The organism is Desulfurococcaceae archaeon MEX13E-LK6-19, from assembly GCA_029637525.1.
Classification (GTDB): Archaea; Thermoproteota; Thermoprotei_A; order Sulfolobales; family Desulfurococcaceae; genus MEX13ELK6-19.
This window is the reverse complement of the sequence record CP072660.1, coordinates 918,549-936,470: the sequence shown is the minus strand read 5'-3', so window position 1 is coordinate 936,470 and position 17,922 is coordinate 918,549. Positions and strand designations below refer to the sequence as shown.

The 17,922-nt window shown below is 39.1% G+C and carries 12 protein-coding genes; 7 read left to right on the top strand and 5 right to left on the bottom strand.

Annotation, left to right across the window (positions count from 1 at the left end; genetic code table 11):
- Positions 1-143 precede the first annotated feature (143 nt).
- Together hxlB and J4526_05230 are read right to left on the bottom strand one after the other, a co-directional pair.
- Positions 144-752 carry a 6-phospho-3-hexuloisomerase gene (hxlB, locus tag J4526_05235; protein WFO76234.1) on the bottom strand — a complete coding sequence of 203 codons (609 nt, stop codon included), beginning with the start codon at positions 750-752 and terminating at the stop codon, positions 144-146.
- Positions 753-921: 169 nt separating this feature from the next.
- Positions 922-2,988, bottom strand: a complete 2,067-nt coding sequence (locus tag J4526_05230) for a hypothetical protein (protein WFO76233.1) — start codon at positions 2,986-2,988, stop codon at positions 922-924.
- A 247-nt stretch (positions 2,989-3,235) separates the two neighbouring features.
- Here J4526_05230 and J4526_05225 point away from each other — a divergent pair, with 247 nt between their 5' ends.
- The 4 genes from J4526_05225 to J4526_05210 all read left to right on the top strand — a co-directional run bounded on the left by J4526_05225 (position 3,236) and on the right by J4526_05210 (position 12,079).
- Positions 3,236-6,397 (top strand): alpha-mannosidase, encoded by a 3,162-nt coding sequence (locus tag J4526_05225; GenBank protein WFO76232.1) that lies wholly within the window; start codon positions 3,236-3,238, stop codon positions 6,395-6,397.
- A 303-nt stretch (positions 6,398-6,700) separates the two neighbouring features.
- A complete protein-coding gene (locus J4526_05220) occupies positions 6,701-8,479 on the top strand; it encodes an ABC transporter substrate-binding protein (GenBank protein ID WFO76340.1) in 1,779 nt (592 codons plus the stop codon).
- 225 nt (positions 8,480-8,704) lie between these two features.
- Entirely contained in the window at positions 8,705-10,945 is a 2,241-nt protein-coding gene (locus tag J4526_05215) for an iron ABC transporter permease (GenBank protein ID WFO76231.1), read from the top strand.
- Positions 10,946-11,011: 66 nt separating this feature from the next.
- Entirely contained in the window at positions 11,012-12,079 is a 1,068-nt protein-coding gene (locus J4526_05210; protein ID WFO76230.1) for an ABC transporter ATP-binding protein, read from the top strand.
- 116 nt (positions 12,080-12,195) lie between these two features.
- Here J4526_05210 and J4526_05205 read toward each other — a convergent pair whose 3' ends face one another.
- Entirely contained in the window at positions 12,196-14,613 is a 2,418-nt protein-coding gene (locus J4526_05205) for a metallophosphoesterase (protein ID WFO76229.1), read from the bottom strand.
- Between the two features lie 256 nt (positions 14,614-14,869).
- Between J4526_05205 and J4526_05200 the strand changes: the two genes are divergently transcribed.
- Complete coding sequence (locus J4526_05200; protein WFO76228.1) at positions 14,870-15,829, top strand: radical SAM protein; 960 nt, start codon at positions 14,870-14,872, stop codon at positions 15,827-15,829.
- On the opposite strand, the gene J4526_05195 is transcribed toward J4526_05200, so the two are convergent.
- Complete coding sequence (locus J4526_05195; protein ID WFO76227.1) at positions 15,806-16,171, bottom strand: MGMT family protein; 366 nt, start codon at positions 16,169-16,171, stop codon at positions 15,806-15,808. The two genes, J4526_05200 and J4526_05195, sit on opposite strands and share 24 nt — an antisense overlap.
- Before the next feature lie 213 nt (positions 16,172-16,384).
- Here J4526_05195 and J4526_05190 point away from each other — a divergent pair, with 213 nt between their 5' ends.
- Positions 16,385-16,750 (top strand): hypothetical protein, encoded by a 366-nt coding sequence (locus tag J4526_05190; GenBank protein ID WFO76226.1) that lies wholly within the window; start codon positions 16,385-16,387, stop codon positions 16,748-16,750.
- Here J4526_05190 and metG read toward each other — a convergent pair.
- Positions 16,737-17,081: a methionine--tRNA ligase subunit beta gene (gene metG, locus J4526_05185; GenBank protein ID WFO76225.1), complete on the bottom strand. Its 345-nt coding sequence runs from the start codon at positions 17,079-17,081 to the stop codon at positions 16,737-16,739. The genes J4526_05190 and metG overlap by 14 nt on opposite strands.
- A 98-nt stretch (positions 17,082-17,179) precedes the next feature.
- Between metG and J4526_05180 the strand changes: the two genes are divergently transcribed.
- Positions 17,180-17,842, top strand: coding sequence for a hypothetical protein (locus tag J4526_05180; protein WFO76224.1), 663 nt, complete (start codon positions 17,180-17,182; stop codon positions 17,840-17,842).
- Positions 17,843-17,922 lie beyond the last annotated feature (80 nt).

Sequence of the window (17,922 nt, the reverse complement as noted above, 5' to 3'; positions counted from 1 at the left end):
TCATAGCGGATCAGGGCACCGGCTTTTCATCACATTATTCTCTCTAAAACCACTCTCCCTAAAATAACCAACGCGATTTATGAAAACTTATAAATTGTTCTTGCCCAAAAATGGCTCGGACATCAAAAAACATAGTTGTAACACTACAACTCTATATTTGCATGAACTTGCATTAAGTCTTCTTCTGTTTTACCAAGTTTACGCATAAGCTCAACTATTACTCCATCAAGGAATACCATGAGTGTGTCTTCGAAGAGCGTGCCGAGAGGAGCTAATGGCTCATGTATACCCATGATCTGTCTCAGGAAGTAGTCTTCTTCAGTTGCAACTTTTGTTCTACCAGGGACGAGGACAAGCGTATCAGCAAGCCGTGCAAGTGGGCTATCAGCATAGCTTGTTATAGCTATTATGTGTGCACCAATGCTTTTCGCCGCCTCAGCTGCCGTAACAATAAGTCTTGTCCTACCCGAACCACTTAACGCGATAACAAGATCTTCTTTTCTTATTCTTGGAACAATTGTTTCTCCAAGCACTGCCACATTGTATCCAAGATGCAGTAGTCTCATAGCAAAAGCTTTACCTACGAGACCTGTTCTCCCCGCACCCATTACGAGTATCCGTGAGCCCTTATTGTACGCGTCAACGAGTTTGTCTATCATCTGGTTTACATGCTCGTCCTTTATTATATCAATGGATTTCCTGATAAACTCAGTTATTTCAAGCATAGCGTCTCTAATGAGACCAGATACCATCTCGTAGTTCCCTTATAGACATCTACTCATCCCTGATTTTATAAAACTATGCGACGTATTTATGACGAAAAAGTTTAACAACACTAAAATGTCCGTCAGATAAGAGCGCTCATAATAGTGTTAATATTGAGAAAAAATATTGGTTTTAAGTAAAATTATTAGTCCGCATCTAATGTCTCTTCGCTATGAATCCTATGGCTATACCTATGATTAGCAATATTACTGCAACAATACCTGTCATGGTCCAATCTGTTACTTTCTCTGTAGTTGTTTCAGTTACAGTTGACGTTGTAGTCTTTGTTGTTGTCTGTGTGGTGGTTACTGTCTCGGTTGTAGTCTCTGTAGTTGTTTCGGTCGTGGTTTCGGTTACTGTAGCTGTTACAGTCTCTGTAGCTGTTTCTGTTACAGTTTCAGTTTCTGTTTCGGTAACGGTTTCTGTCAATGTCTCTGTCCTTACAAGTGATGTAAATACATTGTATATCTTCATTAATTCGCCTGATCCTGTAGCAGCTATTGTATCGTAGTCTAATGGGCCTGCATATCCGTAGAGTATATAAGCTATAGTGCTATTGGGAGCGAGTGTTACATTGGCAAATTCAACTCTTATTACAGCTGGTTCAACCCATAAACGATATGTTGCCGTTATGTTGTCAGGTATTACTCCTAATGCGAATAGGAAGCCCTCTGTTGTATCCTTGTTGTCAACAACAGCGATTCCTCTTATAGGTTTGTAGAATTGTGTACCCCATGGTACTAGGTTCTTTAAGTCAAGATACTCTGTACCATCGTCAAATATAGCATAATAGAAGTCATTGGCAGGATCGCCTATATCTGCATTAATCTCAACCATGAAACCTGATTGTACACCCCATACTGGCCCTACTGTTAAGTTAAGTGTTTGATTACCTAGGTTTATCAGGAAGTATCCTATGAGGAATGTTGGGTCGTTAAGGTATGCTACAAATACTCTAACTACTGCTAATCCTGGATATACATCAGTGAATGGTCCTATGAGTTCGACGAACGTAATATTAGTTGGGTTATGTACGACTGCAATAACTTGTGCCCTGTATTCAGGTATTAAGCCATACCATGGGTTAGCTCCATCAGTTACTAGTTCGAAGATAGCTGCTTTATAGCCAGGTGTACCAGGTCTCTCTTTTCCTAAAACGATGTTTTCAGCCATGTTCGTTATGTCAGCTAGTACTCCACCATTGTCTAACTCAAAACCATAGATGTTCACGCCATCCTGGAATGGTATATAGGACACATAACTGAACATGTAAGTCGTATTTACTGGCATTGGTGGTGGAGTAATCTCAAAGTCGTAAGTAGCTACAGGATGATTTTCAATGATCCATACAAACCATTTGATCATGTTCGTTACAAAGCGTGGTCCATCTAGTGGTATACCGTAGTACTCCCAGGACCATGTTGGCTCGTAGTCACCGTATGGTGACTCACCGCTTACGACGATTAGGTTGCCAGTGTCATTGTGGTACTCTGCTGCTAGTAGTATGAAGGTTCTGTCTCTATAGGTCTCATCGTATAGCATTGGCTCTGGTGGGTTGTTGATACCAATCCAGGCGATTGGTGATGTCCAGACTATTCTGATTAGTCCTGGGAATGTCTCTGTTACTGGGTCGTGTGGTGTGCCATTCTCGTCGACCCAGATGACTGGGGCTGTACCGTGGTATAGTACTGGCTTCTTGACGCCGTCAACAATTATTGATGTGTTGAGTAATGGTATAGGATCGGGTGCTACGAAGCCTAGTACTCTGTAGAACCTTCTAGCATTAAAGTAGCTGTCATATGCTGAAGCATACTCTATTCTTAGCTTAGCACCAATTTGTTCTAGAAGGAAGTTACAGGCTTTCTGGCTGTCTGGACCAGAACCGTAGTCGCTGTCGCTGGCTACCCATATTACCTTGTTTCCTTGAGCTAGCCAGTCCTGTATTGCGATAAGTTCTGTTGGTGATAAGTTTGTCGTAGGCTGACCAAGAATTAGTATGTCAACATTCGATAGGATATCGGGAGTTATCTCGTCTTCAATTTTTACCCAATTGACGAATGTTATATTACCAATAATATAGTCTAGATACTTATCTCTCTCACCATGTGCTAGGTCTACAGCAACTGTTATCTCTGGTGTTTGTGCCTTTGTTATACTAGTGGTAAGGAAGAGGGGCGCGAATATACTTATAACCATTAAAAGAATTAATGCTATATGTCTCATATCAAATCACTCCCCTAACCTTAAATCTAATATTAATACGCCTAGAATTTAAAACCTACGCATAACAGATCATATCACTATATATATGAACTTATCATTCAGAATTATCAGAACTAATTATTTAATGGAGAATATAATATTGTTATACTTTAAGTGGATATTTATGCTCTCCTCCGCAAGTTTTTTATTGTCTAACAAAACACCACTTCAAAATGATGCTAGATGGCATGGAGGTACGATAGTACATATGCTTCTTAGGAAAATCAGGAGAATTGCCTTTGAATTACTTGCTGCATCTATACAAGAATTCAAGTTTGTTAAACAATGGCGTCTTAACGGGAAAACCATTACTCTACCTTATGTAGCCACAAAACATGAAGATGAATTTAGATTTACTACATCATTAAACGTACCTAACAACGGACTTTTCTGGTTTCTTAAAATTGCTACTAACGGTAATGGCTTAGTAAAAATAAATGGAACAACATGGTCTGGAATAGATGATGTACATACTTATATACCTATTAGACCAGGCCATAGCGTCGTCGAATTAATTCTCTCACCACGTAAGCTGTTTGGATACATTGATCTGTATTTTGAGTTTAAAACTGCTTTACTCATAGGTGTTGCCTGGAAACCATATATTGTTGCTAATAGAGTGCTTAGCCTTACTAAATTTATTGAATCTTTACCAGCTAATGATGAGCTGCGAGAGGAATTGACTTCACTTCTCACAGACATTATGTTAAGAACAAGAATAGTGCCAAATATAAAACAAGTAACATTAGCACTAATATTGCTGTATACACCATTGCATCTAAATGAATTTCAACGTGAGGATCTTATTACACCATCATGGGATCACAAGGCCCTTGCTGGTCTCTACGGTAAGTACATCCTTGAAAACCTCTATGAAGATCTCACTATGCCCTCTATGGAGAGCGTTGTAAATGAAGCAACTCGAATAGAAGAGGAACTCTACAAAGGACTTGAAAAGTTGCGAAAAAAGTACCCTAACCGAGGACTACTTTACATTTGTGGTCATAGTCATATAGATGCTGCATGGCTTTGGTCTTACAATGAAACAAAAAGAAAATTACTAAGGACATTTTCCACAATAGTAAGGTATCTTGAACTTTACCCCAATATAACATTTGTCCAAAGTAGTGCACAATATTATAAATGGATTGAAGATATTGATAAAGAATTATTCTCGAAGATAAGGGAGTTTATAAACAAAAATAAATGGATTCCTGTTGGAGGCATGTGGGTTGAAAGCGATGTACAACTCATAACAGGGGAATCTATCGCCAGACAGTTTCTTTATGGACAGAAGTACTTCCTAGAAAAATTCGGTAAAATAGCAAAAATAGGATGGCTCCCAGACACCTTCGGCTTCCCAGCATCGCTTCCCCAGATAATGAAGAAAAGCGGTATAGAAGTGTTTATAACACATAAGGTTATGTGGAATCAGATCAACAAATTTCCCTACCATACATTTATTTGGGAAGGAATTGATGGAACAAAAATCCCCGTGCAAATAATAATTACTAATTATAATGAAATACTGACCCCTGATAGAATATATAATTATTGGAAAAAATACAACAATAAGAATGAAGCTCCGTTCTCAATAGTATCATATGGATACGGAGATGGAGGAGGCGGTCCAACACTAGAGATGATCGAGAACATAGAGTTCATTAATAAATTACCACTTATCCCTCAGATCAAGAGCATAGACGAGGAGGAATACATCAAAAAAGTAAAGGAGATCAAAAATAGAGTTCCCATATGGACTGACGAGCTTTACCTAGAAATGCATAGGGGGACCTATACAACAAATCTTACAATCAAGAAATTAATGGCGGAAGCCGAGTCTCTCCTAAGGTCAGCCGAAATAGCATCCACCATAGCTGAGGTCTTAGGGCTTAAGCAGTACCCTATGGATAAAATTGAGTCTCTTTGGAAAAGAGTCCTCTTGCACCAATTCCATGATGTCTTACCAGGTTCATCGGTTAAGGAGACGTATGATTACGCGATAGATGATCTAAGAAAGGTTATTAATGAAGCCAAAAACATAATTGACACGTCTTTAAGCCCTGTTGCCGGAAAAGACGAGATCATTATATACAATGATCTCCCTTGGCCTAGAAGCGGTGTTATAATATTAGATCTCGATAATGTCTGCTTGGAAGATCTTAATGGCAATCCTTTGGAGTGTCAATCATTCGAAGGAAAAACCTACGTATATGTAGACAACATACCACCACTAGGGTACGTTGTCTATAGGTTAACCACTAAAAAAGCCGACAAAAAAGGTGGAGTAAGAGTATTCCATGAAGGCGATGATTTAGTTCTAGAAAACGAAAAGATAAGAGTTAAAATAAATAGTAAAGGAGAGCTTGTATCGTTATTTGATAAAGAATACTCCAGGGAAATGATCAAAGATAAAAGCAATGTACTAATAGCTCACCCAGATCGTCCTAACATCTTCGACGCATGGGATGTTGATGAAGACTTTCTCTCGTACGGCGAAGAACTCTCCGTACTTGAAAAACCAAGAATAGTATGCGATGGCCCAATAGTAGGATGTATAGAATACACGAAAGGCTTCGGAAAATCAAGAATTAAACAAAGAATATGCATTTACAAGTCTTCAAAAGTAATTGATTTCAAGAACATAATCGACTGGAAAGACAAGCTAGTACTTGTTAAAGCTTGGTTCAACATAAATGTAAACAACAAAACCGTACACTATGAAATACCATACGGAGTCATCGAGAGATCATCACAAAGGAATACCTCCTGGGAAAAAGCAAAATTCGAAGTACCAGCACTCAGATGGGCTGACGTATCCGACGGAATATATGGTGTAGCAATAATATCTCCCGCAAGACATGGATACAGTGCCATAGGATCAAAAATAGGCTTAAGCCTATTAAAATCACCAATATTCCCGAATCCATGGAGTGACCTGGGTCAAGAAGAGTTTACATATCACCTATACCCGCACCAAGGAGACTGGATGAAAGGAAAGGTGCCAAACAAAGCCCTCGAGGTATGGTCACCACTAAAAGTGATATATCCAAAGAACCACAACATTAGAGGAGAACCAATAAAGAGCTACACATTACTAGAAATAACACCTGCTTCAAACATAGAGCTTGGAACTGTAAAGAAGTCTGAAGATAAAGAAGGATACCTAATCAGGATATGTAATTTAAGCAAAGCCGAGGCATCAATACTACTAAAAATACCAGCGCCAATAGAGAAAATATTGGAAACAAACATCATAGAAACACAAATACTAGGAGAGCATGAAGTAAATGAACAAAAAATAACATTAAAACTTAAGCCATACGAAATTAAAACACTGAAACTCATTGTACGCCTTAAAAAGAATTAAACAACAAACACAAGTCAATCTTATTTTATTATTTACCTTTACCTCATAGGACTTGAATTTTGTTCTCATTAATACGTTCATTAATACGAAGTGTTGGAAAACAAGCATAGCCCATATGAGGCCATGGTAGAGTACGTTCTTTCAACAAGTCATGGACACCATAAATTGAAAGAAAATAACCATGAAGGTAACTATTATACTTAAAAAGAGTATAATAAATATATATTTTAGAGGAAACTCTGCCCTTGGGTGATTAATTTGGCTAAGCTGAAATCAGGATACATACTATGTAGCTTACTATTATTGGCAATACTTGCAAGCATACCAGCAAATATTACTTATGCATCAACTCCAACTACCATAAATACCATTAAAAACAAAACTATTTTACAGGACAACGAGTGGCCTTGGGGTAATGCTACAGAACCATTCCCCTGGCTTGACTATCTTGCCAGCTTAACTACAGAAAGAGACGTTGTATTGACGGTGATATCAAGACACGAAGCAACTATACTAGAGAAAGCAAGAGTAGAGTTTCTGCAAAGCGAGGTAGCTAAAAAGCTTGGTATAGTAGACATAGTTCTTCGAAGCGTTGGACCAGCCTTATGGATCGACACAATAAAGAAGGCTGAAGAAAGCGGTAATCCATACGATATAGCATGGGGAGGCGGCCCAACACTATTCAACATAATAGACAAAGAGGGACTCATAGAACCACTTGATCCAAACCAGAATCCGGCCTACTATGCTATCCTCTATGAGGCATCAAAAATCAATGACACCCTTGCGGGTGCACCAACAAAATCTTATGACGAAAACGGGATAATACACTGGGTCGGTGCCGCAATAAGTAGCTTCGGATTTACTGTTAACCACAAGAAACTAGAAGAATTCGGTTTAGCTGACTTCAAACCAGAAAAATGGAGCGACTTGACATCCCCATTACTGGCAAGATATCTACCCACCACACCATTAGTAGGCATAGCAGATCCCTTCATGAGCACCAGCAATACTAGAATGTATGAAATCATACTACAAGCCTATGGATGGGAGGAAGGATGGAAAGTACTAACACTAATGGCAGCCAACGCCAAGATCTATGACTCAAGTAGTGCTGTAAGAGACGGCGTAATCATAGGCGAAATAGCTATAGGCATAACAATCGACTTCTACGGTTATACAGCAATGCATCAGAACCCCGACTGTGAATACATTATACCACAAGGAGAAAGTATTGTAAACGCTGACCCAATAGCACTTCTAAAAGGTTCAAAACACAAGATACACGCAGCAGCATTCATTGCATGGGTATTAAGCGAATACGGTGGACAACAATTATGGCTTGACTCAGACATCAACAGATTACCGATTAACGAAAAAGTATTTGACACACAAGCTGGACAACAAAGACCCGATCTAAAAGCTGCATACGAAGCTGCAACAACAGCAAGCGTAATACAATTTAATGAAACACTCGCCGAACTCTGGGAAAAGGCGATGCAAACATACTTCAAAGCAACACTAGTAGATGCACACGATGACCTACAAGATGTATGGTCAGAAATAGCCAAAGCATATCTAGATGGAGAAATAACTGAAGTAGAATTCAACTTCCTTGTCAACGAGCTTGTAAAGCCTCTTGAATTCACTGACCCGATTACCGGTGAAACAGTAACATTTACTGAAGAATATGCTATAAAGATTAACCCATACCTAGGCGATGCCACTATATGGAACCAGCTCAAGAGTACATGGGAAGAGAAAGCTAGAGAAAAGTATCAACACGTATATGACTTATTACAACAAATACTTTCCGGCGAACTCGTAATAACCACCACAACTACAACCACTACAACAACTACAACCACAACCACGACGACAACAAGCCCAACAACAGAAACACCAACTACTACAACAACCACGACAACTACCACAACAACGACCACGACGACAACCACGACAACAACTACAACCACAACAACCACGACAGCCGCAGACATATCAAGGTATTATCCAGTGATAGGTGCTATAGTGTTGCTAGTGATTATTATTGCAGCATATCTATTAACTAAAAAGAAGTAGCGGTAGCATCAAAATACCGTGTTGTAGGTAGCTTTTTAACATAGGCTTCATTATAAGTTATTTTTTCTTCAACTAACCAAAATTGTCTGTTAAAATATCAATTAACATAACATAACCTAATAGACAACACTTAATACCCCTATCCACCAACTAAATTATTTTCCTAAGAGAAAGAAAGTATTTCAGTATCTTCACAAGTATATTACCTAGAGCTAGGTGATATTGATGAGCCTTTCAGAAGAAAGATACTTAAGCTTAAAAGACTTCCTAGTAGGCACACTAGTAGTATCAATAATATATTATATTGCGTATGACCTTATACCACCAGATATAATGAAGGACATCGAGATCTATTTTTGGCTAGGCATGCTAGTATGGGTATTCATAGCATACAGACTGGGCTTCGACCCATATAGACTAATATATTCCTTCTCCTGGAGCTTTGTATCAATGATCGGTATAATATACATATTTATTGTACTAATGATCGGAATACCTGGAATACCAAGAGTCATAGCATTCTTCCTACTATCAATAGTTGCAATGACCATTTGGGGTCACATAAAATCTCGTATAGATCTATACAAACAAAAACAAAAATGGATAAAAGAACGAGGAGTAAGGGCATACAAAATCATAGCTTTGCAGCGCCGTGTAAAGACAGCTACATTCAAACTAGATTACGTGCTTATATCATTCATAGTCATATCATTTGTAATACTTATAGTGTTCTTGATAGTACCATTGTTAATGATGCTAATACACGCTTTTGAAGTACCAGAAGGAAAACCATGGTACTACTGGTTTGAAGTAATATTCAAGAGCAGAACATACATAAAACTGCGTCAAATAGTACAACGAGAACCTTGGACATGGCAGCCCTATGCTAATTACTTTGACATAACAGGTATTGATTACGGTATACTGCTGAATTCACTAATAAACTCAGCAATAGTAACTTCTGTTGCCACAATATTAGGCATAATAGTCGGATTCGTTCTTGCCAGATACCAGTTCCCTGGTAGAAGAATACTTAGGATAATAGCGATAATACCATTGTTTGTAACACCATTCATTAATGCTTACGCGATAAAATTGCTCTTCGGCCTAGATGGACTCATATCACAAATAACCAGCATGCTCTTTGGGTTCAAAATAAGAATACACGAGTTAGCTGGTGTAGCACTAGCACAAATAATGGCGTTCTACCCGATAGTCTATCTCAACGCTTACTCTAGCTTTGTTAACATAGATCCTAGCATGGAGGAACAGGCCGAAAACCTTGGTGCTAAAGGATTAAAATTATTCCTGACAGTAACACTACCACTTGCATTACCAGGTATAGCAGCAGGTTCCATAATAGTATTTATATTCAGCTTGGAGGATCTAGGCGCACCAATAGTATTCCAAGAAAGAAGACTAATAAGTTACAAGATCTTTAGTAGCCTCATCAGCGAGTATGGACAAGTCTCCCCAGAAATAGCAGCGCTTGGATTCATTCTATTAGGATTAGCTGTACTAGGATTCATTACTATAAGAAGTTACGTCGGTATGAGAGCCTATGCCATGATCTCGCGTGGCGGACGCTGGAATCCACGTGAAAGAAAACTTGGATGGAAAGGTCTTCTTGCAGTGTACTTATTGATATTCCCATTAGTAATATTCACTGCCCTACCACAGATAACCGTAGCACTTATGGCACTAAACATCATCCCTGTAAGACAATTCACTCTACAATTAGATCAAGCAACACTGAAATACTTTATAGAAATATTCACCGTCTCAGATATAGCAAAATATGTTAGAAACACAATAATCTATGCTACCGTGGCAACAATAATAGCCACAATAATATCATTGATAACAACATATGCTGTAAGTAGAGCAAAGATAAAGATAATAACACCACTACTAGATACACTAATCACTATACCAATCGCTATTCCAGGACTAGTGATAGCTATTGGTTACTTCTACTTCTACTCAACATTCTTTACAGGAACACCTCTTGACCCGACTAGTGGCCCACTTAAGTTCCAGGCATGGGCAGTACTAATAACAGCATATAGTATTAGAAAGCTACCATTCGTGGCGCGTTCCGTATATGCAGGATTCCAGCAAGTACATGAAACACTTGAAGAAGCTGCTCTCAATCTTGGAGCAAAAAGACTTAAAGTCCTAGGAAGTATTGTGTTACCCCTCATAGTATTGAACATGATTAGTGGTGCCATGGTAGGCTTCATCTACATATCAACAGAAGTTAGCACAAGCATTACCATTGGTTCATTTAACCAAGAACAAGCACCGATGACGTGGTATATGATGCACATATACAAGGGCGGGACAACCGAGGGTATACCATATACTGCTGCAATGGGCTTGCTATTGATACTAATACAGTTGGCTGTCGTACTGATAATTACGCTAGGATTCAAGCAGAGATACGCATTCATAGGAGCTGCCTAGCTTTAAATGAAAGTATGTTTTATAATGTTCAAAACACATAATTAACTAAAAACTAGGTGTCCCACAATGACAAAGGTTAGGCTCGTGAATATAACGAAGGTTTATGGCGCCGTTGTAGCAGTAGACCATATAAATCTTGAAATCGAGTCTGGCGAATTGTTTACACTACTAGGTCCTAGTGGTTGTGGTAAAACAACAACACTAAGAATAATAGCTGGCTTCGAGGCGCCAGAAGAAGGACGTGTTTACTTCGATGATGAGGATGTAACGTTCAAGAAGCCCTACGAGAGAAATACTGCCATGGTTTTCCAGAACTATGCTCTATGGCCCCATATGACAGTCTATGACAACATCGCTTACGGACTCAGACTTCGTAAACTACCTGAGGAAGAGATAAGGAAAAGAGTTAAGCAAGTACTAGAGCTGGTTAGATTAGAGGGTTTAGAGAGAAGGTATCCACTACAATTATCTGGTGGTCAACAGCAACGTGTAGCACTTGCTAGAGCACTAGTAGTAGAGCCACGTGTTCTCCTACTCGACGAGCCATTATCAAACCTCGATGCCAAACTAAGAATTGAGATGAGAGAGGAGATAAAGAGAATACAAAAGAGACTAGGAATCACAACTATTTATGTTACACACGACCAGCTTGAAGCAATGAGTCTCAGCGATAGAATAGCAGTAATGAAGGATGGCAAGATATTACAAGTAGGTACACCGAAAGAAGTATACTTCTATCCAAGGTCAATGTTTGTAGCAGGATTCATTGGTAGAAGCAACATCTACAAAGGAGTTATCACCGAAAGCAAAGACATTTACGCAAAAATACACGTCGATGAACTAGGCATCGAACTAGATGGAACACTTGTCGAGCCCGGTATGAAGGGAACAGCAGCAGTTGTCATAAGACCTGAAAACATTGAAGTATCCAAACCAGCCAACTTAACAGGATATAATGTGTTGAAAGGAAAACTAGACTTCCAGATGTTTGTAGGAGAGAAAATCGAAGCAAGAATAAAAATCGGTAACGCATCCCTCATAGCATATCTGCCAAACCAATTAGAAGTTCCACTCGGCTCAGAAATAACAGTGTATATACATAGAGAAAACGTTAGAATAATTCCTTTTAAATAAAAACATAATTTTAACTTCCTTACCTTATTCAGTAAACAATATTTTACACATCCTTAACAGGGAATTTAGTTTGTATTATTAAAAAAATGTTAAAAATTACATAATTTTTCTCTACATTACTTTCTTTTTAGGTAAAGTGCTACAGCAATTATTATTATGATTATTATGATTGCTGCTGCTATTAGTCCTATGTTGACTCCTGGTGCTGGTGGTGTCGTTGTAGTTGTTGTGGTCGTGGTTGTTGTAGTTGTCGTTGTAGTGGTGGTCGTAGTCGTAGTAGTTGTTGTAGTTGTAGTGGTTGTCGTAGTAGTTGTAGTCGTGGTTGTAGTAGTGGTCGTAGTGGTTGTAGTTGTTGGTAATGGTAGTTCATGTGTTTCAAAGTATAACTGTAGAGTTATGTCACTTGTTAAGTTTATAGTTATTGATGGCTCGGTTGATTCTGTTTCTCCTACAACCCATTTAATGAAACTAAAGTTTCCTAGGAAGTCTGTTGTATTACCTTCAGTAGGTATTACCGTTATCTCGTATACTCCCTCAGGTAATTCAAGACTTAGCACAGTGCTCTCTAAGTCGTATAGTTTATAGAATGTGTTTGATGCAATAGCTATTTTCGCTAATGGTGTTTTCTCTACTCCTTCTATTGTAATGCTAATGTTTAACGTATGTGTAGACGGTGATGGAGCTTGGCCTGGTGGATAGAATGTTATAGTGAAGTTTCTTGACAGTATATTTCCTGCTGCATCTACGGCTTCTACGTGAAGTATTCCTTCAATAGGCTGGTCAGATGACGGTACACTAATTGTTACCATATACGTATCTGCACTATACTTCTTGAGGTTAACAATTGTATCTCCTAACATGAGGTATCCAGAGATTTTCACAAGACCCCATTCGCCGTCATTTACTGTCACGAAGATCATATTGGTTTTTCCTGTTTCTGGCGTACCAAAGAATAATATGTCTACGCTAGGCGGGAAGTAGTCTGGCATATTGTAGAAGACAAACTCTACCGTACTTCCATTACCTGGCAGATTAATGTCTAACAGGGCGTATAGTCTGTTACCAATTACTTTCATGTCAAGTACTTTTATGGAGCCTCCATTAGTAGCTGACAACTCTTTGGAGAATGCTGGACCAGCCCATGGTAGTGATATGATCACCTTTCTTGATACATCTATTATACTAAGGTTGTTTATTAGATCGAATCTATAGGCGTGAGGTGCCTCATATACATGTCCGAAGAAGTACTTGTCCCATTCTGGATCAAGTGATATAGAATTGTATACTCTTCTCCTATCAACGTCATCGAAACCAACAAATGTTGGCATCTTGATCGGGAATGATATGCTCCCATCGCTAGATATTTCGAATGCTATGAATCCGTTGTAGTTGGGTCTGCTTTGTGCAAATGTTGTTGTTGTGATGAAGTATGTTGTTGTACCAGTTCTTGTTGATACAAATTTTACGTATTGGTCTCTATGAATGTGTCCTGCTAGTACCAATGTTATCTTATAGTCTTCACATAATCTAAGGAACCATGTTGCTATGGTTGTGTTTGCACCCCAATAGTAGCTTAATGGGTTGTCGGGGTTCGTATGTGGGTCTGTTTGCAGGATCGGATCGCTTGAGCTTATTTCTAGTGTTCCCTGGTAGTAGAATACTGGGTGGTGCATCATTACTATTTTTATTGGTATGTCCTTGTACTCTTTCAGTATTCCTTCGAGCCATCTCATTTGGTCTTCTGTAGGATATCCTTCATCTCTAGTATCCATTCCTATGATTAGATACTTACCGCCAATAACTCTATACCATTTATCGTCACCGTAGAATCTTAGGAAGTGTTTCAATGGCCAATCATGGTTTCCTGGTACTATGAAGAATGGTATTGAGTATAGGAAGCTTGTTCTAAACCCTACACTATACTTGTACTCTGGTTCTGCGGCACCATCGGCTTCATCTCCCGTCACGAATACAGCGTCTACACCAAGCAGGTTTATGAGCATTTGTCCAGCGAATCTCTTGTACTGACCAGTAATTGTGTCTGGTTCACCTGAGCCATAATGCTGATCACTTACATGTGCTATAAAGAGCTTTGCTAGTGTTTCTTCTGTTATTACCCAGACGCTACGTGGTAATTCAACGACACTGCTCCCAACAAGTACTAGGTCATAAAGACCCGGCTCAACGTCTTCTGGTAATGTTATCGTGGTTGTGTTGGATTCTGTGTGAGCTACCACGGTTACCGTGTAGTTTCTGACAACAAGATGATCGTCTTCAGCAAAGACGCCATAGATATAACCTGTTGACGCATCGACAGGAGCTTTGAACTCTATTGTAAATGAGTCTCCAGGAAATACCACAGCTGGTTTTCCTAGAGTAACATTCTTGGCCAGTGTTTCTCCAGGCATTGAATCGAGGCCTGGTAGTTCTGGTATCGTCTCTAATTGTGTCTCTGTATGGATTACTGGCATAAATGAAGTAACTAATATGAAGACAAAGATCAATGATAGTATACTCATGTATTTCTTACTCATAACAATCAACCCCAGAATATCTTATCTTATTATTTCAACAGCGTTGCTATATAATTATTACTTAATTGATCATTGAAAAAAGAACGAACAGACCATACAACTATTAAAGGAGGAAATAACTAAAAGAAAAGAGGGGCCCCCGCCATCTCACACTCTCCCGAGACCCCCGTGTGGGGGATGAATATGAGGAGGGTCGGTCTGGCGGGGGACACCATTTTTAGCTAAAAGTTTCTGTAATCATGTGAGGAAGAGGTACATGACTTCTCTAGTTAAAGGCCATAAGATTTATGGGAATATAAGAAAGCTTAAAGTGATAAGACCATTCGATCCATGGCGTAGTCCTCTATGTACTTGTCGTCCAAAATATAGTCTGCAACCCTATACAGGTTGTAGCCATTTTTGTCTGTATTGTTATGCAACAAGCTATATCGGTCGTAAACCTAGTACGCCTAAGAAAATGCTTCTTAGGAATGTAACTCACGACATAGCGTTTATAAACAGAGAACTTGTTGTTGAAATGAGCAGCAGTTCTGATCCATATCCTCCCATTGAGAAATGGCTTTTGCTGACTAGAAAAGTCCTTGAGATCTTTTACAAGTACTCTGTAAAGACATTGATTACAACTAAATCCGATCTAGTTACTAGGGACGCTGACCTATTGTCTAAGATCCCGGCAGCCGTTATGATAACCATAACAGGTCTTGATGACTCATTAGCTAGAAGACTTGAACCTTATGCACCACCTTATACTAAACGTTTAGAAGCGATAAGGGTTTTATCGAACAGAAACATTCCCGTAGGAGTACGAATAGATCCTATCATACCCGGGCTAAACGATGATCCTGAAATGCTTCGAGAACTAGTACATCGTGTAAAAGAGTATGGAGGGAAACATATCGTAACTTCCACATATAAAGCTAGACCAGATAACATCAAACGCCTCATTGAAGAATTCCCTGATATGGCAAGCTATTGGAGAAGACTTTATCTAGAAAAAGGAACTCGGATACATGGATACTATTACTTAAACCAAGAGCTGAGAAAACAATTATTGAAACCAGTTGTAGAAGCTGCAAGAGAAGCAGGGTTATCCCATGCTGTTTGTAGAGAAGGATTTCTAGAACCAACATACTTCAATGCAGAGAGTTGCGATGGAACACACCTCATACCTAAACAACATACACAAGATATCTCAAGGGTCAAGAAGCTCTTTTAAATCAATAATACACTTCTTATCAACCACTTCACCTCGGCTAAAAACAACCCCTTCAAGCTCTAGGAGTCTTTTCTTTATTTTTACGCCGCCACGACTATATCCACCTAAATCTCCATTACTCTTTACAACTCTATGACATGGTATAACAATGGGTGATTTGTTAGCCGCCATTATTTTTCCTACAAGTCTCGGACTTATTCCAAGTAATTTCGCTATAGAACCGTATGTTGTAACTTTACCCGGTTCAACAAGACTTATTAGAGCATATATTACCTCCATGTAATCTTCTAGTCGAGCTTTTCTTACCTTGTTCTCTTCGAGCTCGAGAACATAAAGAACCATTGTTTTTACACCTAGGTTCTAAGAGAGTGTCAGGCAGCTCACCTGCTTGCTCATAACCCGTTTTACGGGTTCGCAGCGGGGAGTTTCTTCATCCACTATTACTTAAGTTTAGCAATACCATCCTTTTAAACACTCATATCGTTATGATACGGCCTCCTGTTTATAACGATACTATTAGTCTAGAGATTGCATAGTTGGGAAAGGTGGCTTTTTATGCCTAGGCGAAGAAGGAGAAAACAAAACGTTATTGATTCTATTTATTGGGAGCTTGCATCGGTAATAAGTAGTGAAGGAAAGGTCTTTCTTGAAAACAATAATATAATTATTGATGCACGAGATCCTTATGCTCTTTGGTCTAGACTCCAGGATTACTGTGAAGAAGTTGTTATAGGCGATTACCAGAGAGTAAACATGGGCGAGGATCTCTCGCTTATTGAAATCTATTGTGCGTCAAAGAAGACAAAAGTATTAGTGAGAATGAAGGGTCTTGTTAATTTACTTGCGTTCACGCCTGTTTTCCTACTTTACGATAAAAAAGCATGTATTAAAGGATTGAAGGCAGAGGTTAATGTACTTTAGCACCGGGTTTAACTGGTTTTTCGACAGTTAATAGTACTGGCACTCCCTTTTCGTCTTCAGCAGCTAAGAGCATCCCCTGGCTTACATAGCCTCTAAATTTCTTCGGCGCGAGATTCGCCACTACAATAATATATTTCCCTACAAGATCTTCAGGACTATACCATTCCCCCAATCCTGCAACAAGCTGTCTTTCTCCAAGTTCGCCTAAGTCAACAATAAGCCTTAGTAGTTTTTTCGTCCCAGGGATCCTCTCAGCCTGCTTAACAACACCAACACGTAGATCACATTTCATAAACTCTTCAAAACTTATAGTCTCCTGTCCCTGGCTCATCCGTATCCACCACTATTTACCCGTGTTTTAAACTTCTTTACTCACTAAATACACAATAAATACAGTTAATAAAATAGTTCCGACAAGAGGAAACAGCGATGCCGGTTAACCACGAGAAATGGCTTGAGAGGAAATATGATTTCTGGGAGAGGCTGTGGGAGGATCTTGAGATAGGGTATTTAGATGAGGATCTCCTGCCGATACTGATAGAGTTTTTCCTAAGACCAGAAACATATACGCTGAGCAGTTGTAGTGGCAGAATAACATTAAGCGACTCATCTAGGCCTTGGTCACGTGAAGAAACAAGCATTGTATTTAAGAAACACGAACCTATATCGCCTGATGACATCCTGGCTGTTTATAGAAAACCTGTTGTACGAAACCTATGGCTTAACGTCGTAGGCCCAATAATACACGTCTCCACTATGAGCATGCGTGAAGCCGCAAAGATACTACAAATAGCAAGACTAGCAGGATTCAAACATAGCGGGATACTATCATTCAATAAAATAAAAGGGATAATCATTGAATTAAGGACAGGTGTTCGTTTCACACAATTACTGAAAACACCCAAGGAAGACGTAGTCCCCGAGACAAAGATACACGTAGTCGTCGATATCGCTAACAAGATTCTTATGGATGGAAAGAAAAGACTAGATCTCTTGCTAAAAGTACTTAAAGAACATAGACCGGAAAAACTGGACCCAATAATTATCAATGACTTGAAGAAAAGAAGAATCCCTCCTTACAGTGATTATTGATATGCTGCCAGCAACACAATTACTTAAATATCCTAGAAAGTTATGTTGTTAACTATACTTCACTTCTCCCTAATGATTTA

Excerpts from the sequence above, each read along its gene's own strand:
- J4526_05225 (WFO76232.1), top strand. The coding sequence starts at position 3,236 with ATGCTTCTTAGGAAAATCAGGAGAATTGCCTTTGAATTACTTGCTGCA.
- J4526_05200 (WFO76228.1), top strand. The coding sequence starts at position 14,870 with ATGACTTCTCTAGTTAAAGGCCATAAGATTTATGGGAATATAAGAAAG.
- J4526_05190 (WFO76226.1), top strand. The coding sequence starts at position 16,385 with ATGCCTAGGCGAAGAAGGAGAAAACAAAACGTTATTGATTCTATTTAT.
- J4526_05230 (WFO76233.1), bottom strand. The coding sequence starts at position 2,988 with ATGAGACATATAGCATTAATTCTTTTAATGGTTATAAGTATATTCGCG.
- J4526_05180 (WFO76224.1), top strand. The coding sequence starts at position 17,180 with ATGCCGGTTAACCACGAGAAATGGCTTGAGAGGAAATATGATTTCTGG.
- J4526_05215 (WFO76231.1), top strand. The coding sequence starts at position 8,705 with ATGAGCCTTTCAGAAGAAAGATACTTAAGCTTAAAAGACTTCCTAGTA.
- J4526_05205 (WFO76229.1), bottom strand. The coding sequence starts at position 14,613 with ATGAGTAAGAAATACATGAGTATACTATCATTGATCTTTGTCTTCATA.
- J4526_05195 (WFO76227.1), bottom strand. The coding sequence starts at position 16,171 with ATGGTTCTTTATGTTCTCGAGCTCGAAGAGAACAAGGTAAGAAAAGCT.
- metG (WFO76225.1), bottom strand. The coding sequence starts at position 17,081 with ATGAGCCAGGGACAGGAGACTATAAGTTTTGAAGAGTTTATGAAATGT.
- hxlB (WFO76234.1), bottom strand. The coding sequence starts at position 752 with ATGGTATCTGGTCTCATTAGAGACGCTATGCTTGAAATAACTGAGTTT.
- J4526_05210 (WFO76230.1), top strand. The coding sequence starts at position 11,012 with ATGACAAAGGTTAGGCTCGTGAATATAACGAAGGTTTATGGCGCCGTT.